Below are 23,117 nucleotides of genomic sequence, written 5' to 3'. Positions count from 1 at the left end.
GTTTTTGCATTAGCGATTATTTATAGTCGATAATGCCGACACGCCAGCGCCATATGATGAACAATCTCATCGGCGAGGGCGTTGTCGAGGGTGCGTTCAAGATCGATGATCAGCTGGTTGGGGTAGTAGGCGCTGAGATCCAGCCCGACGCCGAGGCCGAGGATGGCCTGGCGGCCGGAGCGGGTCTGTTGCGCGACCACCTGCTTGAGGTGGCTGTCGAGGTATTGCTCGTCATTGGCGGTGTTGGTGGCGCTGTCACAGGGGCTGCCATCGGAGATGACGACCAGTAGACGGCGCGTGCCTTCGCCGGCAGGAGCGTTTTCCGCGAGACGTGAGCAGGCCCATTGCACGGCTTCGCCATCCACGCCTTCGCGATAGAGATCGGCCTTGAGCAGGGCGCCGAAGTTGCGGCGCACACGGCGCCACGCCAGTGAGGCGGGCTTGAAGACCAGATACTGCACTTCATTCAGGCGACCCGGTCGCGCGGGCTTGCCGGCACGCCGCCAGTCCTTCAGGGCGCGGCCACCATTCCAGGCGCCAGTGGTGAAGCCGAGCACCTCGGTGGGCACACCGGCCATGTCCAGCGCGCGGGTGAGTATCTCGATCAGCATCGCCACTGCCTCGCCATGCACCTTCATCGAACCGGAGCAGTCGATCAGGAAACTGACCTGCGCACTGGCCTCGGGCACCCAGCGCTCGCGCTGGAAGACCCGCCTCTCGGCCGGCGAGGAAATCACCTGACTCAGCCGCCGCCCATCGATGATTCCTTCCTCCTCCCCGAAGTGCCATCCCTCACGCTGCGGCGTGCTGAAATGGCGCGCCAGCTGACGTGCCAGGCGCCGCACGTTGATCTTCTGCTCCGCCAGACGCGTATCCAGCGCCTGACGATACTCATCGAGCAGGGCCGCGCGCATGCGCCTGGCCGGTTCCAGCTCGCGGTCATAGGCCGTGGTGAACACCTGATAGGGCAGCAATTCCTCCGGCGCGCCACGCCGATGACTCGGCAGCGGTGATGCCGCCTGCTCCTCGAGCAGACTCGCTTCCTCATCCTCGTTTTCCAGAAACAGCGCGAAGCGTTGTCTGGCATCCGAGTCCTCCTCTTCCTCGCCGTCCTGCTCCTCCAGCGATTCGGCCAGTTCCTGCTCCAGCCACAGGCTGATGTTCAGCGCGTGCTGCTGGTAGGCCGCCTGATCGAAACGCGTGCGTCTCAGCCCCACCATGTCAGCGCCCAGCGCCTGATAGAAGGAGGCGCGCGTCGTCTCGATGTAATCCTCCGTCTCGTGGATCACCGCGCAGGCCATCAGGCGCGACCAGCACGACTGGATGACGCTATAGATGAGGATGCCGCTGCTCGTCTCGGTCAGGCCCGCGTGATAGAAGGCCAGGCACCAGTCGGTGAAGCGCCGCGCCAGATTCTCGCGCACGCCGGGCATGTCAGGGTCGACCAGCGCCTCGACGCGCAGCTGCTCCAGCAGGTCATAGATCAGACGGGTTTCCGGCAACGCCGGGCGCGCCGCCAGATGCAGCGCCTCGTCGGTGTGGAGCAGACGCAGCGCGATGGCATCGCTGACCGCGCGATAGTTGTCGAGCGTGCAGTCGTCTTCCTCAAGGCGCAGATGCGGCGTGCGCAGTGGCAACGCCTGAGCATGCCGACTCAGGCGACGTCCCCGATAGGCCCAGCCGGCCTGACCGCTGAGTGCCCCGAGACTCGCCGCCGCAAGCTCCTCGAGATACTGCTGACGACGGCGTACCTGCTGGGCCGCACTCATGCCCGGGCTCCCTTGTCGCTGTCCTGTTCATCCATCAGATCGCTCTCCATCAGCGCCGCGGACTCCTCAAGCTCCCTGGCGAAACAGCGCTGATAGAACTCGGCGACCAGCGGGCGCTCATGCTCATCGCACTTGTTGAGGTAGGAGAGGCGGAAGGCCAGCGCCGGGTTGCGGAAGATCTCGCAGTTCTCCGCCCAGGTGATCACGGTACGCGGCGACATCAGGCTCGACAGATCGCCATTGGCGAAGCCCTTGCGGGTGAGGTCGGCCACCGCGACCATCGCGCGAATCAGCGCCTGGCCACGCTCGTTGTTCTTGGCGGGCACGCGGGCCAGCACGATCTTCACTTCCTCATCACGCGGCAGGTAATCCAGCTTGGCGACGATGTTCCAGCGGTCGATCTGCGCATGGTTGAGCAGCTGGGTGCCGTGATAGAGCCCATCCTGATTGCCAAGCCCGACGGTATTGGCGGTGGCGAACAGCCGGAACTGCGGATGCGGGCGAATCACGCGGTTCTGATCCAGCAGCGTGAAGTGGCCGTCGCGCTCCAGAATGCGCTGGATGACGAACATCACGTCCGGGCGGCCGGCATCGTACTCATCGAAGATCAGCGCGATCGGGCGAGTCAGTGACCAGGGCACGATGCCTTCCTGGAATTCGGTGACCTGCACGCCGTCGCGAATCACGATGGCGTCCTTGCCGACCAGATCCAGCCGGCTGACATGACCATCGAGATTGACGCGCAGGCACGGCCAGTTGAGGCGCGCGGCGATCTGCTCGATATGGGTCGATTTGCCGGTGCCATGCAGGCCCTGAACCATCACGCGACGGTTGTTGGTGAAGCCGGCGAGGATGGCGAGGGTGACATCGGGATTGAAGCGATAGGCGTCATCGATTTCCGGCACGTGGGCGTCGCGCTCCAGAAAGACCGGCACCTTGAGATCACTGTCGATGCCGAACAGCTCGCGCACGCCGCGCAGCTCAGTGGGCTGCAACTGACCGGCGGGCAGCGGCTGCTCGGCAGAGGCGGCGGGGCCTGCATCGCTGGCAGGACTTGCATCATTGGCAGAGCTTTCATCGCTGCTGAAAGGCGTCAAGGTGGCGTCGCTCACGGGGTGTCTCCCTCGTCATTCTTGTTGGTGGCTGCCCGGCAGACCTGTCGCGGGGATGTCGGTAGACCTGTCACAGGGAGTCAGGCAAACCGGGCAGCGGCAATGGCTTGAATATAGCTTTGTTTCTAAAAATAATGCAAATCGTATCGAAATATGAGATTTGTGATTATTCATTCCCCGCAGGAGCAAGGCAGATGAGCGATACCCTGATCATTGGTGGCGGCGTAATGGGCATGATGATGGCGTGGCAGCTGGCCGAGGCCGGTCAGACGGTCACGCTGCTGGAGCGCGGCCAGTGCGGACGCGAGGCATCGTGGGCCGGTGGCGGCATCGTCTCGCCGCTGTATCCGTGGCGCTATTCGAGCGCCATCTCGTCACTGTCACGCTGGTCAGAAGGCGAATACCCGAGGCTTGCCGAGGCGCTGAAGGAGGCCACCGGCATCGACCCCGAGTACCGCCAGAAAGGCCTGATCTACCTGCGGGTGGAGGATGAGGCGCTGGCGCTGGACTGGGCGCGCACCCAGCACAAGCCGCTGGAGGTGATCGAGCGTGAGGCGCTCTACGCGCGCGAGCCGCATCTGGCCAGTGGCTATCAGCAGGCGCTGTGGATGCCGACACTGGGCAGCATTCGCAATCCGCGCCTCGGTCAGGCGCTGCGTGCGCGTCTGCTGGCGCATCCGCTTATCCGCGTGCGTGAAGAGTGCGAGGTCACGCAGCTGGTGCTTGCCACGCCGTCGCGTGTCACGGGCGTCCGGCTGGTTGATGAGACCGTCAGCGCAGACAACGTCGTGGTGTGTGGCGGCGCCTGGAGCGGCAGGCTGCTGGCCGCGGCCGGTGTACTGCTGCCGGTGCGCCCGGTGAAGGGCCAGATGATGGTGTTCAATCCAGTGGCGGCGGGGCTTTGCAGTGTGGATGCGCCGCTGCTGTCGCGGGTGGTGCTGTGCGATGGCCGCTACGTGATTCCGCGCGCCGATGGGCGGATTCTGATCGGCTCGACCCTGGAGCATCAGGACTTCGACAAGTCCACCACCTCAGAGGCGCGCGAGTCACTGCATGCCAGCGCCGCGAGCATTCTGCCTGCGCTGGGTGAGCTGGCGCCTGAGCATCACTGGGCCGGCCTGCGTCCGGGCACGCCGGATGGCACACCCTTCATCGGCGCGGTGCCGGGGCTTGATGGCCTCTACGTGAATGCCGGTCACTATCGCAATGGCCTGGTGCTGGCACCCGCCGCCACGCGCCTGCTCAGTGACATCCTGCTCGGGCGCGAGAGCTTCATGTCAGCGGAGGCCTTCACGCCACCGGGCGTGGCAGCGCCCACGGCCCTTGCAGGTTGAGTCGCTCGAGGGCGGCGATTGGGCGGCCTTGGTACAGCATCAGCGCGGCGCGATGGGACCAGTTGGCACCCGGGCAGCCCCGCTGGTGCCAACTGGCCCAATCGGTGGCAGCCAACTGGTGCTAAAGGGCGGTGCAAGTGTCGGCGTAGTCTCGGGTCATGGCGCAGCGCTTGCTGTCGCCCTTGCGCAAACGACACGCTCGAACAACAAGCCCAACAACAAGACTGCGGAGCCCGACCCATGACTCACCAAGCCACCATCGAACTGCTGACTGCCTTCTGCGATGCCCTAAACCGTCACGACATCGACGACTGCCTGTCGATGATGACCGATGACTGCGAATTCCTCGCCATCGCCGGGCCGGAGCTGGAAGGCAAGACCTTCGCCGGTCAGGACGCCGTGCGTGCGGGCCTCTCCGCTGCCTGGCAGAACGCGCCGGATGCCCAGTGGATCGACGCGGAAATCTTCGCCGACGGCGAGCGTGGCTTCGTCATCAGCACCTATACCGGCACCACCGCCGATGGCGCGCGCAGCGAAGCGCGCATGATCGACGCCTTCACGCTGCGTGACGGCAAGATCGCGATCAAGAACGCCTTCCGCAAGAACCGTCCGCCCGTCAACGTCTGAGCGCCAGCGGCGCACCGATCAGGGAAGAGGTTTCTGAAGCTGTCTTTGCCCCAGGGGCAGCACGTCATGGCGTCAGTTCCTGGCGTGCGCTCCGTGGGTGAGAGGAGGTGTTCGAGATGGAAACTATCGTGCAGCACGGCGCCCGGCCGTCGGACATGGGCAACGAATCAGAGCAGCGCCCGGCCACTCAGGCCTCGCGGCCGTATGACCCGGCCTATGACCCGCTGGTGAGCGCCACCCCCGGCGAAGGGCGTGACTACGCGCCGACCTACTGGGTCGCCACCGCCGGTGAGCCGCCGGCAGACGATGGCCCGGTGATGGGCGATATCGATGCCGATGTGGTGATCGTCGGCTCCGGTTTCACCGGACTCACCGCCGCCATCGTGCTGGCCGAGAAGTACGGCATCAAGGCCACCGTGCTGGAGGCCAATCGGGTCAGCTGGGGCTGCTCGACCCGCAATGGTGGTCAGGCGCAGTGCGCCACCGGGCGCCTCAAGCGCTCGCAGTGGATCGAGCGCTACGGGCTCGAGGCCGCTCACGGCCTGCACCGCGAGTGCGTCGAGGGCATGGAGAATTTCAAGGAACTGATCAAGGACATCGACTGCGATCCGCAGCCGGGCGGTCATCTGTATATCGCCCACCGCGAGCGCATGATGCCGGGGCTGGAGAAGGAAGCGCGCCTGTTGCGCGAGACCTTCCATTACGATGCCCGCATCATCGATGGCGCCACGGTGCGCAATGAGTGGGTCGGTGACGAAGAGGCCTGCGGTGCGATGCATGAGCCGGAAGGCATCGGCGTGCACCCCGGCAAGCTGGCCTTCGGCTATCTGCGCAAGGCGCGACGTCTGGGCGTCAAGGTGCACCCGGCAAGCCCGGTGGAGAGTTGGGAGACCCGTGATGGCGTGCACTATCTGAGAACGCCGGGTGGCGTGGTCAAGGCGCGTTCGGTGGGCATGGCCACTGGCGGCTACACCTCCGGCAAGCTGCATCCGGAGCTCGACAAGCGCCTGATGCCGGTGCTCTCCAACTCGCTGGTGACGCGCCCGCTGACGGCGCAGGAAATCGAGGCGACACGCTTTCATACCCACCAGGTGCTCACCGACACCCGCGTGCTGCGCCACTACTATCGTCTGCTGCCGGACAACCGCCTGCAGATCGGCAGCCGCAGTGCCGTCTCGGGGCGTGATGCGCCCAAGGCACAATACGAGCAGCTGCTGATCGCCGACATGCATCGCAAGTTTCCGGCGCTGAGCGGCATCGAGGTCGATTATTCCTGGTGGGGCTGGGTGGATGTCAGCCACGACATGATGCCGCGCATCCATCAGCCGGACCCGAAGCAGAGCGTCTATTACGCCATGGGCTATGGCGGCAACGGCGTGATGTACTCCGCCCAGGCGGGCAAGCGTCTCGCCCAGTGGATCGCCAGGGACGCGGCGGATCTGGTGTTGCCGATCTTCCAGTCGCGCCTGCCGTATCCCAATGTGCTCAACAAGGTGGAGTCGCCGCTGTTCGCGCCGTTCCGCCGCACCGGCCAGCGGTGCCTGTATCGCTGGTACGCGATGAAGGACGAGGCGCAGTAGTCTGCAAGTGCGATTGTCTGAAAGACAAGAGGCTCCCTGACTGCCAAGTGTTATTGGTCAGTCAGGGAGCCTCTTTTTAGCTATAGGGTAATCATTTTCCATAAGCTCCTGTCGGGAGTCAGGCGCTCATGTCGATGACGCTTTCGGGTGCCTCCATCGCCAGCGGCACCAGCGCGGACAGCTTGATGATGCCGGCCTCGATGCGCGCTTCCGGAATCGCCGAGAAACCGAGGCGCAGGTAATGGCGATGGGCACTGCGATTGCAGAAGAAATGCAGGTCGCCGACCTCGATCAGAATGCTCTGCTCACGGGCGAGGGCAGCGAGGCGATGGGCGTTGAGCGTGTCGGGGCCATGCATCCAGAAGCAGGAGCCGCCGTAGGTAGCAGGCGTGCTCATCATCGGCAGATGGCGCTGGATGGCGTCACGCATCAGCAGGAAGCGACGCTGCATCACCTGATGCATCTGATTGATCAGGCTGTCGTGATAGCCACGCGCGATGAAGAGTCCCACCGCACGCTGATTGTTGGTCGGCGGATGGCGCAGCATCAGGCGGCGCAGGGCGCGGGCCTCTCGAATCAGCGTGGGGTGCGCGACCATATACCCCAGTCGCAGGCCGGGGGCGAGGGTCTTGGAGAGGCTGCCGACGTAGATGACCCGCTTGTGGCGGTCCAGGCTCTTGAGCGCCGGTGTCGGGTTGTCGGCGTAGTTGCTCTCGCTCTCGTAGTCGTCCTCGATGATCAGGAAGTTGCCGGTCTCGGCCATGTCCAGCAGCTGGCGGCGACGCTCCAGCGGCAGGGTGACGGTGGTCGGCGATTGATGGCTGGGCGAGACATAGACCAGTCGGCAGTCCTCGAGCGACTCCACCGGCTGCATGCCCTTGTCGTCGATGGGCAGCAGCTGGATGTCGTCAGTGAAGGTGCTGGCGATGTTGTACATGTCGACGTAGCCCGGGTTCTCCATCGCGAAGCGCTGGCCCTGCTTGAGCAGCAGCATGCAGCTGATCCACAGCGCCTGCTGCGTACCCACCGTGATCAGGATTTCTTCCGGGCTTGCCCAGACACCGCGGCGGGGCAGCAACCGCTGATGGATCTGCTCGATCAGCAGCGGGTCGTCATTGTTGAGGTGGTCCACCGACCAGCTGCGAATCGACGGCACGCTCATCGAGTCACGGCTGCATTCCCGCCAGTGTTGGGTGGGGAAGAATTCCGGGTCGAGCTGGCCGTAAAGGAAGGGGTAGTCGTAGTGGTGCCAGTCGCCGGGCTTCTCGATGGTGCGCTGCCCGGAGGGCTTGATGGCCAGACGCTCATCCCAGTCGAGACTGTCGGCATCGATGTCATTGAGGCGCACCGGTGTGTCGGCACGACCCTTGAGAATCTCGGGATTGATGAAGTAACCGCTGCGCTCCCGCGCGATCAGAAAGCCGTCTTCCAACAGCTGGTCATAGGCCAGCATCACGGTATTGCGCGCGACATTCAGCTCGCGGGCCAGCTTGCGACTGGAGGGCAGCGCGACATCACGCGGCAGATGGCCTTCGAGAATCGCCTGGGAAATCTGCTCGCGAATCTGGAATTGCAGGCTTTCCTTGCGCGAGGAATCGAGGTGAAACAGCGGATGGCTCATGCGTGTTCTCTGTTGTTTTCGCGAGCGTGTTGTCACGTGGGCTTCTTGACGGAAGCTCCCGTTTTATATGCATTTTTTATACCCGATTGCCCCGTCATTCGCACATCCTGAGGTAGTGCTGGCTGCTGTTGACCGCAGGGTTTCCTCTGCTGGCATGCCGTCATTGAGGCAGACCTCAAGGGGGAGAGCAACCGTGCTGCAAGACTGGCCCCATCGATGCCGGCAGACTGGTTCTATCGAGGAATGGCGCACGGGGAGAAAGTGATCTGGCAGGTACAACGAAAGCACAGTTCAAGCACGACGCGACTTCACACTCCCTTTCCTGGGGCTGTAGATGAGCAGGTGATGGCAATCGTGAATGACATGAGGCGCTGCAAGATAGTGGTGCAGACGCGAAGTCATTGACGATATGAGGTGCAGTACCCCGCTCGCTATCACGCGCAGCCGTCAGGAGCCCGCAACAACAATAACGACGGGACAGACAAGATGATCGACTCGACACAGACCCTTTCAGACTTCCGCCTCCTTACTCGCACTGGCGTATCTCGCACCAGCGCCTTCAAGTCCTCGCTGGCCATCGCGGTGGCTGCCGCGAGTCTGGGCATGGCCGCTGGCGCCAATGCCGCGACCTGGAAGATGGCCCTCGGCGATGCCGCCGGCGGCACCCAGTATGAGCTGGGCAAGACCTTCGCAAGCCTGGTGGAAGAGAAGTCCGGCGGTGACATCAAGGTCGACCTCTTCCCCAACGGCCAGCTGGGCAGTGAGCAGGACACCGTCAACAATGCCAGCATGGGGCTCGTTGACCTGTCAGTGGTGGCGATCAATAACCTGACGCCCTTCTCGCCGACCGTCGGCGTGCTGACCCTGCCGTATGTCATCCACGGCCCGGACGATGCCAAGGCGCTGACGCAAGGCAAGATCGGCGATGAGCTGCGCGAGAACACCCTGCGTGATTCCGGTATCCGCATTCTGGGCTGGGCCTATTCCGGCTGCCGTCGTCTGACCAATTCCAAGCAGGCCGTCGCCTCACCCGAGGACCTGGCCGGCATGGTCATCCGCGTTCCCAAGAACGAGATCATGATCTCCTCCTACCAGTCCTGGGGCGTCAACCCCAACCCGCTGGCGTGGTCCGAGACCTTCACCGCCCTGCAACAGGGTGTCGTCGATGGCCAGGACAATCCCTACATCACCATCGATGCCATGAAGTTCTATGAGGTGCAGAACCACGTCACCGACAGCTGTTACGTGTTCTCGATGGAACCGCTGATCATGGGCGAAGGCACCTTCCAGAGCCTCAGCGAAGAGAACCAGCAACTGGTGCTGGCGGCCGGTGAAGAGGCGACGTCGCACAGCTATGACTACCTGCTGGCCACCGAGGATTCCATCAAGAAATCGCTGGTGGAAGAGCACGGCATGACCATCACCCAGCCCGCCAATGACGAGCAGGAATGGATCGCCAAGGCCTCCAGCATCTGGCCGGACTTCTATGACAGCATCGGCGGCCGCGACAAGCTGGTCGAGGTGCTCGAGACCCTCGGGCGTGATCCGTCCACCGCGCCCTGATGATTCGCTGAGCTGCTGAGGCTCCAGGCCTGTCCGTATTCCCCTGCCTGCCGGCACCGGTCATGAGCATGCCAAGAGCATGTCATCGACAGGTGATCTCTGGCAGGGGAAGCGTGGCGTCAAGTGGTCATTGCTGGCGATGTCGGGGGATGTATTTCCATGCGGGTATTGTTGAAGTTTCTGGATAATCTCGAGAACTATCTCTGCCAGTTTCTGCTGGTGGTGTTCGTCATCATTCTCTTCGCGCAGATCATGCTGCGTAACCTTTTCAGCTACTCGATTCCCTGGGGAGACGAGTTGGCGACCTATGCCTTCGTGTGGTTTGCCTATCTAGGGGCCGTCTACGCCACACGCATGTCGGCGCATAACCGCGTGACCTTCCAGTTTCGATTCCTGCCGCGTTGGGTGGAAACCCTCTGCGGTGTGCTGACCGATATCATCTGGATCGCCTTCAATGCGGTGTTCACCTATTACAGCTACGACTTCGTGTTCAACAAGATGAACCTGTTCTGGAAGTCCCAGACGCTGGGTGTGCCGATGAAGTACTTCTATCTGATTCTGCCGCTGGCCTTTACCGCCATGACGGTGCGCATCATCCAGACCAATTATCTCAAGTTCGTGCGCAAGGAAGACATCGTGGACCCGGATTCCCAGGCAATGGAGGAATTGAAGCAGGGTGGTGACGGCCAGGGCACTGATCCACAGGTCACTGATGGACAGGTCAGTGAAAGACAGGAGGGCGGCAAGTCATGATCGATTCCACCATCATCTACATCCTGTTTGGCGTCTTCTTCCTGCTGCTGGTACTGGGCGCACCAATCACCGTTTCGTTGGGAGTCGCTGCGCTGGCGACCTATCTGAGCATCGATGAAAACCCGATGGCGTTCGTGCAGATCGCCTTTACCTCGGTGGGTTCATTCCCGCTGATGGCCTTGCCGGCCTTCATTCTGGCCGGGGCGCTGATGGAGGCCGCCGGCATCTCGCGACGGCTGGTCGATATCGCCGAGGCCTTCGCCGGGCCGGTGACGGGCGGACTTGCCGCCGCCACGGTGTTTGCCTGCATGTTCTTCGGTGCGATTTCCGGTTCGGGGCCGGCCACCACGGCGGCGGTCGGCATGCTGATGATTCCGGCGATGGCCAAGCGCGGCTACGATCGTGGCTATGCCTCAGCGATCACGGCCTCTTCCGGGGGGCTGGGGGTGGTGATTCCGCCATCGATCCCGATGGTGATCTTCGGGATTTCCGGCATGGGGCTGCAGCCACCACCTGAAGCTGTGGCCATGCACGGTGACTTCCAGACACTGTCCATCCCGAAGCTGTTCATCGCCGGCGTCATGCCCGGCGTGGTGATCGCCGGTTTCCTGCTGATGATCAACTACGTGATCTCGAAGAAACGTGGCTATCGTGGGCTGACCAACAGCTGGTCGTGGCCGCATATCCGCGCCACCTTGAAGAAAGGCATCTGGTCGATGCTGGCGCCCTTCATCATCCTGGGCGGTATCTACAGCGGCCTCTTCACGCCGACCGAATCCGCCATCGTCGCCATCGTCTACACCCTGATCGTCGGCATCTTTCTGCACAAGGAACTCAAGTGGAAGCCGACGCTGCGCACCCTGGAGACCACCACCTGGATCACCGGTCGCGTGCTGCTGATCCTGTTCACGGCGACGGTCTTCGGGCGGCTGCTGGTCGAGCAACGCGTGCCGGCGCATATCGCCGAAGGCATGCTGGCGATGACCGACAACCTCTACCTGATCTGGGCGATGATCATCTTCTTCCTGCTGTTCGTCGGCATGTTCATGGAGACATTGGCCGCGATCATGATTCTCACCCCGGTGCTGCTGCCGATCATGTACATGCTGGGGATGGACCCGGTGCACGTCGGCATCGTGGTGGTCTGCGCGTTGGCCATCGGCTTCCAGACGCCGCCATTGGGCGAGAACCTGTTCGTGGCCTCGGGGATAGGCGGCGCCTCCATCGAGGAGATTTCGCTCAAGGCATTGCCGTTCGCGGCGGGCTCGGTAGCGGCCATCTTCCTGATCGCCTATGTGCCTGACATCTCGCTGTGGCTACCCAGGGTGATGGGGTACTGAAGCGCCATCTGAACGCTAGCCCTGCAATGAACGAGGAGAAGGACGATGCCGGCAGTCAAACGAATTCTGTGTTGTGTAGGCCTGCGCGGAGACTGTGAGCGGGTACTGGCGCGCTCGGTGTGGTTGGCGGGTGCGACGGGCGCCGAGCTGCATGTGCTGCATACCGTCAAGTCATTGTCGGATGACGTGATGAACACCCTAAAGGTCAACATCCGTCACAAGCCGACGCTGGAGGGCCTGATGCAGCAGCGGCTCGATCAGGCCAGGGAGAGCCTGGAAAAGATGCTGGAGGACTTCTGGAGCACCCATGACAACGGCGACCCGCGCCCGGTGATCGCCGGGCTGAATGTGGTGGAGGGCTATCCGGCCTCGGAGATCATCCGCTACGCCACGCGCCATGACTGCGACATGATCATCATGGCGACCAACAAGCGCGGCTTCGTGGCCTCCTATGCGGGCAAGGTCACCAAGGGGGTGATCAAGCGCGCCAGCATTCCGGTGGTGGTGGTACCGACGCCCTGAGCGCAGGAGAGAAACGCTTGAGGGATAGCGGTACTCAGAAAGTTGGCACATGAAAAAGCTCGCTGAAAAACGCTCGCCCCCGCAGACAATCACTGTCTGCGGGGGCGAGCGTTTTGGATCATGGCCCATCGCCAGCGTGGCTCAGGTGTCACCCGAGTCTGGACGGGATCACCTCATGCGTCATGTGCGCACAAGGTGCACGCCTCAGAGCGTACCTTCCAGCTCAGTGGCGATCTGGCGCATCAGCGGTGCCCATTCCAGCAGGGAGTCAATGGAGTGGCGCAGGCGTGGCGCGTGGATCGCCAGTGTCGCCTGGATCTGGCCGACCTCATCGAAGACCGGCACCGCGATGGCGACCATGCCCTGGATGAACTCCTCATCATCGGTGCTCAGCTGATTGCGCACCACGATGTCGAGCGCTTCTTCCAGCGTGGCCCGCGAGGTCAGGGTGCAGGGCGTGTGCGCCTCCAGCGCCAGATGGGCGAGCAGGGCGCGGCGGCGATGCAGCGGCATCAGCGCCAGAAACAGCTTGCCACTCGCGGTGCAGTGCAGCGGCAGGCGTGATCCGGGCGCCAGCTGGATGCGCACCGGCCAGTTGGTTTCCACGCGGTCGTAATACATCACCTCGTGGCCATCGAGCAGCGTCAGGTTGCAGGTCTCGCCGACTTCCTTCGCCAGTCGCTCCAGCAGGACACGGCGCGGCACCTTGAGGCCCTCATTGGCCAGTGCGCCCAGCGACATGCGCCGAAAGCGCGGGCCGGGCAGCAGGTGACGGCCATCCAGGTCACGACTGATCAGCTGCTGTTCTTCCAGCTGCTTGAGCAGGCGATGGATGGTCGGCTTGGGGATGTCGAAGCGCTTCTCGAGATCGGCAGCGCTGACGGCGTGCTGGGTGGTGACGATTTCTTCCAGCAGGCCGAGTGCGCGAAAGAGTGTCGAATTCGTGGGCGTGTCTTTGCTCATCTAGTGTCCTCATCCTGCTGTCGGGCGCATGTCACACAGGGTGATCGGGGCCGACAGGGGCAGGGTGGCAAGGCGTCAGTGCATCGATTCATCACGGCAACGGACCCCTTGGCGAAGGCTGCCCTGATGAGACGAAGACAGCCCCTCGCGGGGCTGTCGATGAGGCTAGTGTTACAGGTTTACCAGGAACAGGGAAAGGGAAGGCACCAGGCAGATGGCCAGCCAGCAGGCGATCAGCGCGATGAAGTAGGGAATCACGTACTTGACCAGTCTGACGTAGGAAATGCCGGTGATGCTGCTGGCCACGTACAGGTTGAGCCCGAAGGGTGGCGTGACGAAGCCGATGGCGGCACCGACCAGGAAGATGACCGAGAAGTGGATCGGATCGACGCCAGCCTGCTGGGCGATGGGCGCGAGAATCGGCGCCAGGATGATCGTCACCGGCAGGCTTTCCAGAATCATGCCCGCCAGCAGGATGATCAGCATGCAGGTGCCCAGCGTCAGGTAGTAGTTGTCGATGCCGCTGAGCATCTCGCTCAGCGCCTGACCGGCGCCCAGCACCGACAGCAGCTGCTGCATGACCACCGAGATGGCGATCAGCGGCGCCAGCATGCCGGCGATCTGACCTGAGCGCAGCATGATGGTCGGTAGCTTCTTGAGGCTGATCTCGCGGGTGATCAACAGCCCCGCGATCATGGTGAAGCCCACGGTGATGGCGGCGGCTTCGGTAGGCGAGAACTTGCCCGAGTAGATGCCATAGACCACCACGCCGATGGTCGCGAAGCCCAGGTAGGCCTTGCGCGCCAGCCTGGCGCTGACACCGGCCTTGAAGGGCTGCAGCTGGCCCCAGCCATTCCGGCGTGCCACCAGATAGCAGGCGACCATCATCGCCACCACCATCAGGGCGCCCGGCACCATGCCGGCGATGAACAGGTCGCTGATCGACAGATTCATCATGAAGCCGTAGACGATGAAGATGATGCTGGGCGGAATGATGATGCCCACGGTGCCGCCGGAGGCCGCCGTCGCGGCCGCGAAGCGCTCGTCATAGCCGTTCTTGACCATCTCGGGCTGCATGATCGAACCGATGGTGGCGGTGGTGCCGGCGTTGGAGCCGGAAATCGCCGCGAACAGCCCGCAGGCGCCGAGGGTCGACATGCCCATCCCGCCGCGCATCCAGCTCAGCGTCGAGTAGGCGAAGTCGGAGAGTCGCTTGGCGATGCCCGCCGCGTTGATCAGGTCCCCCGTGAGGATGAACAGCGGCAACGCCAGCAGGCCGAAGAAGCTCAGCCCCTGGAAGAGGGTGACGCCGACATTGGCCAGCGTGAAGTCGATCACCAGACTGGTGCCGACCACCCACAGGCCGATGACGAGAAAGATGGGCACGCCGAGCAGGAAGAAGGCGGTCACGCCCGCCGTGATCAGGGAGATCCAGATACCGTCTGTCATGCTGACCTCCTCAGTCCATGATGGACGGTTGCAGGTTGAAGGAATCGCCGCGGCGATAGCGCGCCCAGTCGGCGTAGAGGTTCTGCAGTACGCGATAGATGATCATCACCCACGCCAGCGGCGTGGCGAGGTAGAACCACCACTGCATGACGTTGTCGGTGCCCGGCACGATGGCGTAGTTGTCGTAGGCCAGCGTTACCTGGGTGGTGGTGAAGTAGATCACCATCAGCCCGAAGCTGATCCACAGCACGGCATCGAGGATCAGGCAGGCGAACTGGCCAGTGCGTGGCAGCTTCATGCGAATCTCGTTGAGGCTCAGGTGGGTGCGCTTCTTGACGTTGAGCGAGGCGCCGAACCAGGTCAGCCACAGAAACAGCAGCACAGGAATGCTGGTGCTCCAGGGGGCCTGCAGGCCGAAGAAGAAGCGCCGGATGACTTCGACGAAGATGATGCCGGCCATGCCGGAATAGGCGATCAGGATGACGACCTGTTCCAGATGGGCATCCAGCCACAGGAAGGGACGCGCCCAGGGCGCGGCCTTCTTGAGGGCAGATTGCTTGGTCGGTTGACTGAAGATGGTGGTATCGCCCATTACCCCCTCCACCAGCGCTGCGGCTTGACGTTGACGGCGGCGATATCACGCGGAATCTCGCGCGCGACATCATGGATTTCCTGATAGATATCGAGACCGCCGGACCACTTGTTGAGGCGTTCGCGCCACTGCTCCCACGGCTCGGGATTGAATTCCGGCGAGCACATCTGCTCGGCGCGTGAGCGCTCGGCATCCGACAGCGGTGCCACGCGCACGTTGTTCTCGGCGAAGACGGTACCGGCGGCGGGGTGTTCGGTGGCACCGACGATCTCGAAGCGCCCGGCCTCGTTCATGCCCTGGGTGAAGATCTGCGCGCAGTAGGCGGACTCCATCACCTGGTCCTGCAGTTCGGCGCCGAGGCTGTCGAACTTGGGCAGGCTCATGCCGGTGTGTTCGGTGCCGGCGAAGAAGCGCAGGTCGACCGCCTGGGATACCACTGGTGCCATGCCGGCGTAGGCCACGGCGCTCATCCATGTCTCGGCGCCATCCAGCAGGCCCTGGCGCAGGCCATCGAGGGTCTCTTCCCAGGCGACCGGCACCGGGTTCAGGCCCAGCTGTTCCATCGCGATACGGCCCATCTGGGTGCCGGTGACGCGATTCTTGGTGCCCTTGAGATCATCGATGCTGGTGACCAGCGGTCTGTCCTGCCACTTGAGGCCGAGCATGATGCCGCGCAGGTCACAGTGGGTGAACAGGAACTGGAGGTTGTGGCGCTGGCGCAGCGGTTCGCGCAGCAGCTGCTCACTCTTCTTGTGATAGAAGAAGTGGAACATCGAGGCGACGGTGGGGAACAGGTAGGCGAAATCGAGCACGTTCAGATACGGCGCGCTGCCCGAGGAATTCTGGGTGGAGGCCGAGTAGATATCGACGATGCCCTGCTGGGTCTTGCCGACGCAGTCCAGCTGGTTGCAGACCTCGTTGCTGCCCATGAACTCGACGCGGATGGCGCCGTTGGTGCGTTCTTCCAGATCCCGCGCGAAGAACAGCTGGCCGGACTTCTGGATATCGAGATTGCGCTCGTTGAAGCCCGAGGCACCGAAGCGCAGCTGGAACTTGGGCGCAGTCTTGTAGCGTTTCTGCTGCTCCTGATCGGCGGCACGCGCCAGCGTGGACGCGGTAAGACCTGCGCCGAGGCCGGTGGCGGCCAGCAGGGTCGAGGTCAGACCGAAGCGGCCCGAGATGTCGAGAAAGTCACGGCGTGACAACTTGCTGAGTGGCGATGGCATGGTAGTGCTCCCGGTATTGTGTTTGCTTTTGTGGTGGGATGCAGGCCTGGCGGCCGGGAAGTGATGTCGTATCACTCGCCCTGTGTTGGCGTTGTTATGGGTCTTGCGGTGCGGGGCTTGCTTCCGCTGCTTGTCTGGCAAGCCGTTCGTTGATCACTTCTTTAGCCAAGTGCTTGTTTATCCGTCCTTATTTGCTGTCCTGATTTGGCCGTCTTTATTTGGCCGTCTTTATTTGGCCGTCTTTATGTGTCAGGCGTTTTCGCAGTGCCTGTTTAGAGCGTGTCTCTTAAGAGAATGCCGGAGCGCTTGTCAGACATATCCGCTATTTCTTCAAAGCCTCTCCAAAACTCCCAAAGTCTCTTCAGAGTCTCCTCAAGCCCTTTCCAGACTCTTCTCAAACTCTCCTCAAGCACCTCTCCAGCGCCCATGAGCCCTGCTTCTGGCCTCTATGGTGATTGCCCATGTTGGCGGTCTGTATCGTTCTCGCTAGTTCGTCTTACATAGTTGGTCGTATAACGAGACGAAAAGTACCGTTACCGGCGTTTCAAATCTCAATGTAGGGCACTTTTTCAGCTTTGGCAAAGATATTGAGACGCTGTGTTTCGTATTTGACGAATTTCAATTTTGATACCATTATTATGAGACAATATGTCTCGATATGGTATATAAAATAATGAAAACAACACGTTACGCCAATGCAGACGCATCAGCCGCCTATGACTACATCGTGATCGGAGCGGGTTCAGCCGGTTGCGTGCTAGCCAATCGTCTAAGCGAAGACCCCTCCATCAAGGTCCTGCTGCTGGAAGCCGGCGGCTCGGACTGGAATCCGTGGATTCATGTGCCGGTGGGCTACTTCAAGACGATGCACAACCCGGCCACCGACTGGTGCTATCTCACCGACCCTGACAAGGGCATCAATGGTCGTCGGCTGCAGTGGCCGCGGGGCAAGGTGCTGGGCGGTTCCAGCTCGCTCAATGGGCTGCTGTATATCCGTGGTCAGCATGAGGACTACGACGACTGGGCGGCGGCAGGCAACAAGGGCTGGGACTTCAAGTCAGTGCTGCCGTACTTCCGCAAGTCGGAGTGTCAGGCGCGCGGCGCAGATGAGTGGCACGGCACCGATGGGCCACTGCATGTCTCTGACCTGCGCCTCAAGCGCGAGATCGCGGAGCGCTTCATCGAGGCGGCGGTGGAGGCGGGGATTCCGCTCAACCAGGACGTCAATGGCGAGCGCCAGGAAGGGGTCGGCTATTTCCAGCAGACCACCTACAAGGGCCTGCGCTGCAGCACGGCCAGGGCTTTCCTGCGCCCGGCGCTTACACGCAGCAATCTGACGCTGGTCAAGCATGCGCACTGTCGTCGCGTGTTGCTGGAAGGCAAGCGTGCGGTGGGAGTGGAATACGAGGTGAAGGGCACGATCCACACGGCGCGTGCCGAGCGCGAGGTGCTGCTGTCCAGCGGCGCCATCGGCAGCCCGCAGATTCTGCAGTGCTCCGGTATCGGTGAGCCCGAGCATCTGGCCAGTGTCGGCGTCGACTGCCTGCACGCGCTGCCGGGTGTCGGGGAAAACCTGCAGGATCATCTGCAGGTACGGCTGGTGTTCAAGACCCAGTGCCGCACCCTCAATGACGAGGTGCGTCATCCGCTCAAGAAGCTGGCGGTCGGTACCCAGTACCTCTTCACGCGCACCGGCCCGCTGACGCTGGCGGCCAGTCAGGTGTGCGCCTTCACCCAGTCGCGCGAGGGGCTGACGCGCCCTGATATCCAGTTCCACATGCAGCCGTTGAGTGCCGACAAGCCCGCCGATGGCGTGCATCCGTTCTCGGCGTTCACGTCCTCGGTGTGCCAGCTGCGCCCGCACAGCCGCGGCCAGGTGCGCATCACCAGCGCCGACGCCAGCATCTACCCTTCCATCCAGCCCAACTATCTCAGCGCCGAGGAAGACCGCCGCGTGGTGGTCGATGCCATCAAGGTGGCGCGGCGTATCGCCCAGGCAGCGCCGTTGGCCTCGGTGATCAGCGAGGAGTATGTGCCGGGCGCGCACTACCAGAGCGATGAGCAGCTGCTGGAAGCCGCGCGTCAGTTCAGCCAGACCATCTATCACCCGGCGGGCACCTGCAAGATGGGCCAGGATGCGCTGGCGGTGGTGGATGACGAGCTGCGTGTCCATGGCCTGCACGGCTTGCGCGTGGTGGATGCCTCGATCATGCCGGTAATCGTGTCCGGCAATACCAATGCGCCGACCATCATGATCGCCGAGAAGGCCGCCGACATGATCAAGGCCGCCCAGGTGAACATGGCCCAGGCCAGCTAGCAGGCCTTCGGGCCTGTACGACACATCGCGGCGGGGCAGCTTGCCCGTCACCGCTTGCTGGTCTGATTGAGGAATTCGCGTGGCCATTGACAACAGTTCATCACTGCACGACACACCCGCTCCGCCCACCAGCCTGTGGCGGACCCTGGAAGGGCGCGTGCGCATCATCATGCCGGGCCTTCTGATCTGCATCATCATCGCGCTGGCGACCACCTTCATCGCCGACCATTACGGCGGCCCGACGCTGCTCTATGCGCTGCTGTTCGGCATGTCGCTGCATTTTCTCTCCGAGGAGGGGCCGTGCAAGGCGGGCATCGAGTTCGCCTCCAGGACGGTACTGCGCCTCGGCGTGGCCCTGCTGGGCGTGCGCATCACGCTGGAGCAGGTCGCGAGTCTCGGTCTCGGCCCGGTGATCACGGTGGTGCTCGGGGTGGTGGCGACCATCCTGTTCGGCGCGCTGCTGGCCCGCGTGATGGGGCTGGACCGCGACATGGGGCTATTGACCGGTGGCTCGGTGGCCATCTGCGGTGCCTCGGCGGCGCTGGCGCTGTCGGCGGTGATGCCGCGCAACGCCACCAGCGAGCGTCACACCATCATGACCGTGGTCGGGGTGACGACCCTCTCGACCGTGGCGATGATCACCTATCCGCTGATCGTCAGATTGCTGGGGCTGGATGATGCCGAGGCCGGCATCTTCCTCGGCGGCACCATCCATGACGTGGCTCAGGTGGTGGGCGCGGGCTACATCATTTCCGAGCACACCGGGGACGTCTCGACCTTCGTCAAGTTGCTGCGCGTGGCGATGCTGGTGCCGGCGGTGATGGTCTTCATGCTGCTGTTCCGCAGTGCGCGCCAGGCCAATGGCGATGAGGGCGGCAAGGTGCCGATGTTCCCCACCTTCCTGATCGCCTTCGTGGCACTGGTGCTGATCAACAGCCTCGGCTGGGTGCCGAGTGTCGCCGTGGAAGGCTTCACCGACCTGTCGCGCTGGTGTCTGGTGGCGGCGATTGCCGCGCTGGGCGTCAAGACGTCGTTCCAGAAGCTGGCGGTGGTGGGCTGGAAGCCGGTGATCCTGATGGTGGTGGAAACCCTCTTCCTGCTGGTGCTGGTGACGCTGTGCATCAAGTTCGGGCTGGCCAGCATCTGATGGACACCCATGTGTGCTGAGTGTCCAGGGCCCTGCCAAGACTGGCGGGGCTCTTCAGGTTGAGGACAGGGGGGACGTTCAGTTCGTTCAGGTCAGGCGAGTGTTCAGATCAGGCGGGCTCATATAGCCAGCCAATCAGGGCGATAAGGTGGCTCAATTGCTTATCGGCCCACGAGTCGTATGATCTGCGCTTATCGGTACGCGTCTGGCGCTGAGTCGTCAGCGCAGCGCGCCGCATCCCCATTCTTCTGGAGTCCGATCATGTCTGAATCCCTCGTGCTGGCCTGTCCGCAATGTCTCGCTCTCAATCGTGTGGCCACTGCGCGTCTGGATGACACCCCCAGCTGCGGCAAGTGCAGCGCCGCCGTGTTGCCCCAGGAGCCGCTGGAACTGACCAGCGACAACTTCGAGGCCCTGGTGGTGCGCAGTGAAATGCCCGTGGTCATCGACTTCTGGGCCAGCTGGTGTGGCCCATGCAAGATGATGGGACCGATCTTCAATGAAGTCGCGGCGCAGATGGGTACCCGTGTGCGTTTCGCCAAGATCGACACCGAAGCCCAGCAGGCGCTGGCCGGTCGCTTCGGCATCCGCAGCATTCCGACGCTGCTGGTGATGAAGCAGGGCAAGGAGCTGGCACGTGAATCCGGCGTGATGCAGGCCGGTCAGCTCAAGCAGTGGCTGGCACCGCACGCGGTGTGACCCCGGCCCGCGCGAGAGAAGTCCGCAGTTGAGCGTTCAGGGAAACCCGGACGCAGCTCAAGAACTGACAACGCCTGACGTGCAATCGCGTCAGGCGTTGTCATCTCGGTCGGCCCTGTCGTCTCAGTCGGCCCTGTCGTCTCAGTCGGCCTTGTCGTATCAGTCGACGTAAACCATCTTGCGCGTCATGCCGCCATCGACGACATGATTCTGGCCGGTGATGAAGCCGGCCTTGTCCGAGATCAGGAAGGCCACCAGCGCGGCGATGTCATCGACATGGCCGACGCGCCCGACGGGGTGCTGAGCGTGGTCTTCGTCACTCAGCGGCTCGGCCTCACCGTCCTTCTGCAGACGGCTTGCATCGATCCAGCCCGGGCTGACCGCATTGACGCGAATCTCCGGCCCCAGACTCATCGCCATGGCATGGGTGAGGGCGACGATGCCGCCCTTGCTGGCGGCGTAGGCTTCGCTGTGCGGTTCGGACTGCAGGGCGCGGCTGGAGGCCAGATTGACGATGCTGCCGCCGGTCTCGCGCAGATGCCGCGCCGCATGCTTGGCGGTCAGAAAACTGCTGGTCAGGCTGGTGTCGAGTACCTGATGCCAGCGCTCAAGCGACAGCTCCTCAAGCTGGCCCTGGAAGGGATCGGCGATCGCGGCATTGTTGATCACCGCGTCCAGCCGGCCGAAGGCCTCGCAGGTAGCCGCGATGCTGGCGGCCACGGATTTCTCGTCACGCACATCCAGCGTGAAGACGCGCAGACGTTCACCGATGTCATCTGTGGACAGCTCGCCAAGTGGCGCTGCCGAGCGTTGTGCGAGATCCCCCGGCGGCGCTGCAGGCTCCTGTGCAAGCCCGCTCGCCTGTCGCTTCTTCATCTCCCGATATTGCTGGCCTGCCTCGGCATCGATATCCGCCACGGCCACGCGCCAGCCTTGGGCGAGCAGGTAGTCGCTGATGCCGCGGCCGATGCCTTGAGCACCGCCGGTGATATAGGCCACCTTGGCTGTCTTCATGTCATTCTCCTGATGGGGTGCCGGCAGGGCGTTGTGGGCAGGGTGTTGTGACGAAGCGTTTCACTCATGTCTCGTCGATGACGCAGCGTGTCCCTGCGGGCAATGATATAGGTGCGGCGGGCGCGCGAGACAAGGGCGGTGCATGCAGACACCGCGCGGCGACCATGCCTCAGCATGACAGGCCTCAGAGTCGTGATGGGGCTCAAGGGTGGCGCGGCGCCTCACGGCCTGCGTTGAGGACTGATCCTGATGGCTGATTCTATTGGTCAGGGAGTTATCGCCTCGCGTGGCAGCTGTCAGACTGTGCATGAGTCCACGTCAGGCGTCAGGTGCGTCTGGGTGACCACGAGATATCGCCATTCGACGCGAGGGGCGAGGAACTCGACTGCCGGGCCGTTGCCCGAGTCCCCTCAAGCCGCAAGCGAGTGGATGAGCGAGCGGGTAGCCCCCGATGAAGTATCAGTCGCGCGAGGAATGAAGATGAACAAGGGGATGCAACACTGGCTGGCGATGGTGGCCGTGGCGGTGATGCTGATGGCCGGGGCGGGATGCGATGGCGTCAATGGCCCGCGCCCTACCAGCGTGGCGACGCTGCTGGAACACTCCGAGGCCTGGCAGGGCGAGCAGGTGGCCGTGCAGGGCAGGGTGCGCAGCGAAGACGTGCCCAACCGCTACTGGCTGGAAGGCGAAGGACAGCAGCGCCTGGAACTGCTGCCCCCGGAGCGCATCGGTGCCTATATCGGGCGCGAGGTCCAGGTAAGTGGCCGCTTTGAATTCGAGGTCGGCGGTCAGCGCCGCATACGCCTGTCCAAGGTCACGCCGCTGGACAAGACGTCGCCTGAGGAGTGAGTGAGCACTTGCTGGGGTGGTGGGCTGGTGCGGGACAGGGCTGGCCAGAGCGGGCTGGGCAAGGCGCCTCGGCAAGCCGGAAATGGCGGGCTGGAAACGACAGTCCACAAACGACAGTCCGCAAACGACGATGCCCCGTCGCGCACATGGCGCAGGCGGGGCATCGTCGTGTCAGGCAAGTAGAGCGATCAGGCTTTCTTGACGAACATCGACTTGAGCTTCATCGGACCGACGCCATCGATCTTGCAGTCGATGTCGTGATCGCCATCCACCAGGCGGATGTTCTTGACCTTGGTGCCGACCTTGACGACGGAGGAGGTGCCCTTGATCTTCAGGTCCTTGATGACGGTGACGGTATCGCCATCGATCAGCTCGTTGCCGTTGGCATCGCGGAATACCGGACCGGCTTCCTCGACGGCGGCTTCCTTGGACCACTCATGGGCACATTCAGGGCAGACGTACTGCATGCCGTCGTCGTAGGTGTATTCGGAATTGCAGGCCGGGCAGTTCGGAAGGGCGCTCATCACGGTGTCCTGAAATCAGTCTCTCGCGCTTTTCCCGGCAAGCACACGGGTCAAGGTTCAGGAAGAGACAGGGTGTTGGAAGGCGCGCATCGGGCTCAAGCGGTGCGCGAACGGCG

20 protein-coding genes are annotated in these 23,117 nt (G+C 62.9%); 11 read left to right on the top strand and 9 right to left on the bottom strand.

Annotated elements, in window-relative coordinates; all coding sequences use genetic code 11:
* Positions 1–20: 20 nt before the first annotated feature.
* Both CDPAHKCJ_RS04165 and CDPAHKCJ_RS04160 read right to left on the bottom strand, forming a co-directional pair.
* Positions 21–1,769, bottom strand: a complete 1,749-nt coding sequence (locus CDPAHKCJ_RS04165) for a cobalt chelatase (protein ID WP_166018788.1) — start codon at positions 1,767–1,769, stop codon at positions 21–23.
* A complete protein-coding gene (locus CDPAHKCJ_RS04160) occupies positions 1,766–2,881 on the bottom strand; it encodes an AAA family ATPase (RefSeq protein WP_346773891.1) in 1,116 nt (371 codons plus the stop codon). The genes CDPAHKCJ_RS04165 and CDPAHKCJ_RS04160 overlap by 4 nt, the downstream gene beginning before the upstream one ends.
* Positions 2,882–3,075: 194 nt before the next feature.
* Here CDPAHKCJ_RS04160 and thiO point away from each other — a divergent pair, with 194 nt between their 5' ends.
* The 3 genes from thiO (at position 3,076) to CDPAHKCJ_RS04145 (ending at position 6,422) form a co-directional block, all read left to right on the top strand.
* On the top strand, positions 3,076–4,215 hold the full coding sequence (gene thiO / locus CDPAHKCJ_RS04155; RefSeq protein ID WP_166018787.1) for a glycine oxidase ThiO: 1,140 nt from the start codon (positions 3,076–3,078) through the stop codon (positions 4,213–4,215).
* A 240-nt stretch (positions 4,216–4,455) separates the two neighbouring features.
* Positions 4,456–4,842 (top strand): nuclear transport factor 2 family protein, encoded by a 387-nt coding sequence (locus CDPAHKCJ_RS04150; RefSeq protein WP_054555520.1) that lies wholly within the window; start codon positions 4,456–4,458, stop codon positions 4,840–4,842.
* A gap of 116 nt (positions 4,843–4,958) precedes the next feature.
* Complete coding sequence (locus tag CDPAHKCJ_RS04145) at positions 4,959–6,422, top strand: FAD-binding oxidoreductase (RefSeq protein ID WP_240916644.1); 1,464 nt, start codon at positions 4,959–4,961, stop codon at positions 6,420–6,422.
* A gap of 118 nt (positions 6,423–6,540) precedes the next feature.
* On the opposite strand, the gene CDPAHKCJ_RS04140 is transcribed toward CDPAHKCJ_RS04145, so the two are convergent.
* Positions 6,541–8,043 (bottom strand): PLP-dependent aminotransferase family protein, encoded by a 1,503-nt coding sequence (locus CDPAHKCJ_RS04140; RefSeq protein ID WP_166018786.1) that lies wholly within the window; start codon positions 8,041–8,043, stop codon positions 6,541–6,543.
* Positions 8,044–8,529: 486 nt separating this feature from the next.
* On the opposite strand from CDPAHKCJ_RS04140, the gene CDPAHKCJ_RS04135 reads away from it, so the two are divergent.
* The 4 genes from CDPAHKCJ_RS04135 to CDPAHKCJ_RS04120 all read left to right on the top strand — a co-directional run bounded on the left by CDPAHKCJ_RS04135 (position 8,530) and on the right by CDPAHKCJ_RS04120 (position 12,221).
* Entirely contained in the window at positions 8,530–9,606 is a 1,077-nt protein-coding gene (locus CDPAHKCJ_RS04135) for a TRAP transporter substrate-binding protein (protein WP_240916643.1), read from the top strand.
* A 159-nt stretch (positions 9,607–9,765) separates the two neighbouring features.
* On the top strand, positions 9,766–10,359 hold the full coding sequence (locus CDPAHKCJ_RS04130; RefSeq protein WP_205700783.1) for a TRAP transporter small permease: 594 nt from the start codon (positions 9,766–9,768) through the stop codon (positions 10,357–10,359).
* On the top strand, positions 10,356–11,699 hold the full coding sequence (locus CDPAHKCJ_RS04125; protein WP_205700782.1) for a TRAP transporter large permease: 1,344 nt from the start codon (positions 10,356–10,358) through the stop codon (positions 11,697–11,699). Before CDPAHKCJ_RS04130 ends, CDPAHKCJ_RS04125 begins: the two co-directional genes overlap by 4 nt.
* A 45-nt stretch (positions 11,700–11,744) precedes the next feature.
* Positions 11,745–12,221, top strand: a complete 477-nt coding sequence (locus tag CDPAHKCJ_RS04120) for a universal stress protein (RefSeq protein ID WP_166018785.1) — start codon at positions 11,745–11,747, stop codon at positions 12,219–12,221.
* A gap of 204 nt (positions 12,222–12,425) precedes the next feature.
* Here CDPAHKCJ_RS04120 and CDPAHKCJ_RS04115 read toward each other — a convergent pair whose 3' ends face one another.
* From CDPAHKCJ_RS04115 to dctP, 4 genes are all read right to left on the bottom strand, one after another.
* Positions 12,426–13,184, bottom strand: a complete 759-nt coding sequence (locus CDPAHKCJ_RS04115) for an IclR family transcriptional regulator (protein WP_166018784.1) — start codon at positions 13,182–13,184, stop codon at positions 12,426–12,428.
* 171 nt (positions 13,185–13,355) lie between these two features.
* Positions 13,356–14,633 carry a TRAP transporter large permease gene (locus tag CDPAHKCJ_RS04110; RefSeq protein ID WP_166018783.1) on the bottom strand — a complete coding sequence of 426 codons (1,278 nt, stop codon included), beginning with the start codon at positions 14,631–14,633 and terminating at the stop codon, positions 13,356–13,358.
* Positions 14,634–14,643: 10 nt separating this feature from the next.
* A complete protein-coding gene (locus tag CDPAHKCJ_RS04105) occupies positions 14,644–15,225 on the bottom strand; it encodes a TRAP transporter small permease (protein WP_166018782.1) in 582 nt (193 codons plus the stop codon).
* Positions 15,225–16,451 (bottom strand): TRAP transporter substrate-binding protein DctP, encoded by a 1,227-nt coding sequence (gene dctP, locus CDPAHKCJ_RS04100; protein WP_200017382.1) that lies wholly within the window; start codon positions 16,449–16,451, stop codon positions 15,225–15,227. Before dctP ends, CDPAHKCJ_RS04105 begins: the two co-directional genes overlap by 1 nt.
* A gap of 673 nt (positions 16,452–17,124) precedes the next feature.
* On the opposite strand from dctP, the gene CDPAHKCJ_RS04095 reads away from it, so the two are divergent.
* The 3 genes from CDPAHKCJ_RS04095 to trxC all read left to right on the top strand — a co-directional run bounded on the left by CDPAHKCJ_RS04095 (position 17,125) and on the right by trxC (position 20,614).
* A complete protein-coding gene (locus CDPAHKCJ_RS04095) occupies positions 17,125–18,768 on the top strand; it encodes a choline dehydrogenase (protein ID WP_166018781.1) in 1,644 nt (547 codons plus the stop codon).
* A 79-nt stretch (positions 18,769–18,847) separates the two neighbouring features.
* Positions 18,848–19,915 (top strand): putative sulfate exporter family transporter, encoded by a 1,068-nt coding sequence (locus tag CDPAHKCJ_RS04090; protein ID WP_346773890.1) that lies wholly within the window; start codon positions 18,848–18,850, stop codon positions 19,913–19,915.
* A 261-nt stretch (positions 19,916–20,176) separates the two neighbouring features.
* A complete protein-coding gene (trxC, locus tag CDPAHKCJ_RS04085) occupies positions 20,177–20,614 on the top strand; it encodes a thioredoxin TrxC (RefSeq protein ID WP_166018780.1) in 438 nt (145 codons plus the stop codon).
* A 159-nt stretch (positions 20,615–20,773) separates the two neighbouring features.
* Here the strand turns inward: trxC and CDPAHKCJ_RS04080 are convergent, their stop codons facing one another.
* On the bottom strand, positions 20,774–21,628 hold the full coding sequence (locus CDPAHKCJ_RS04080; protein ID WP_166018779.1) for an SDR family oxidoreductase: 855 nt from the start codon (positions 21,626–21,628) through the stop codon (positions 20,774–20,776).
* A gap of 480 nt (positions 21,629–22,108) precedes the next feature.
* Here CDPAHKCJ_RS04080 and CDPAHKCJ_RS04075 point away from each other — a divergent pair, with 480 nt between their 5' ends.
* A complete protein-coding gene (locus CDPAHKCJ_RS04075) occupies positions 22,109–22,477 on the top strand; it encodes a hypothetical protein (protein ID WP_166018778.1) in 369 nt (122 codons plus the stop codon).
* 188 nt (positions 22,478–22,665) lie between these two features.
* On the opposite strand, the gene CDPAHKCJ_RS04070 is transcribed toward CDPAHKCJ_RS04075, so the two are convergent.
* A complete protein-coding gene (locus CDPAHKCJ_RS04070) occupies positions 22,666–23,001 on the bottom strand; it encodes a zinc ribbon domain-containing protein YjdM (protein WP_166018777.1) in 336 nt (111 codons plus the stop codon).
* Between the last annotated feature and the right edge of the window lie 116 nt (positions 23,002–23,117).

This window comes from Cobetia sp. MB87, from assembly GCF_011319755.1.
GTDB lineage: Bacteria > Pseudomonadota > Gammaproteobacteria > Pseudomonadales > Halomonadaceae > Cobetia.
The sequence above is the reverse complement of the archived record's forward strand: the minus strand, read 5'-3'. Positions and strand labels throughout refer to the sequence as shown.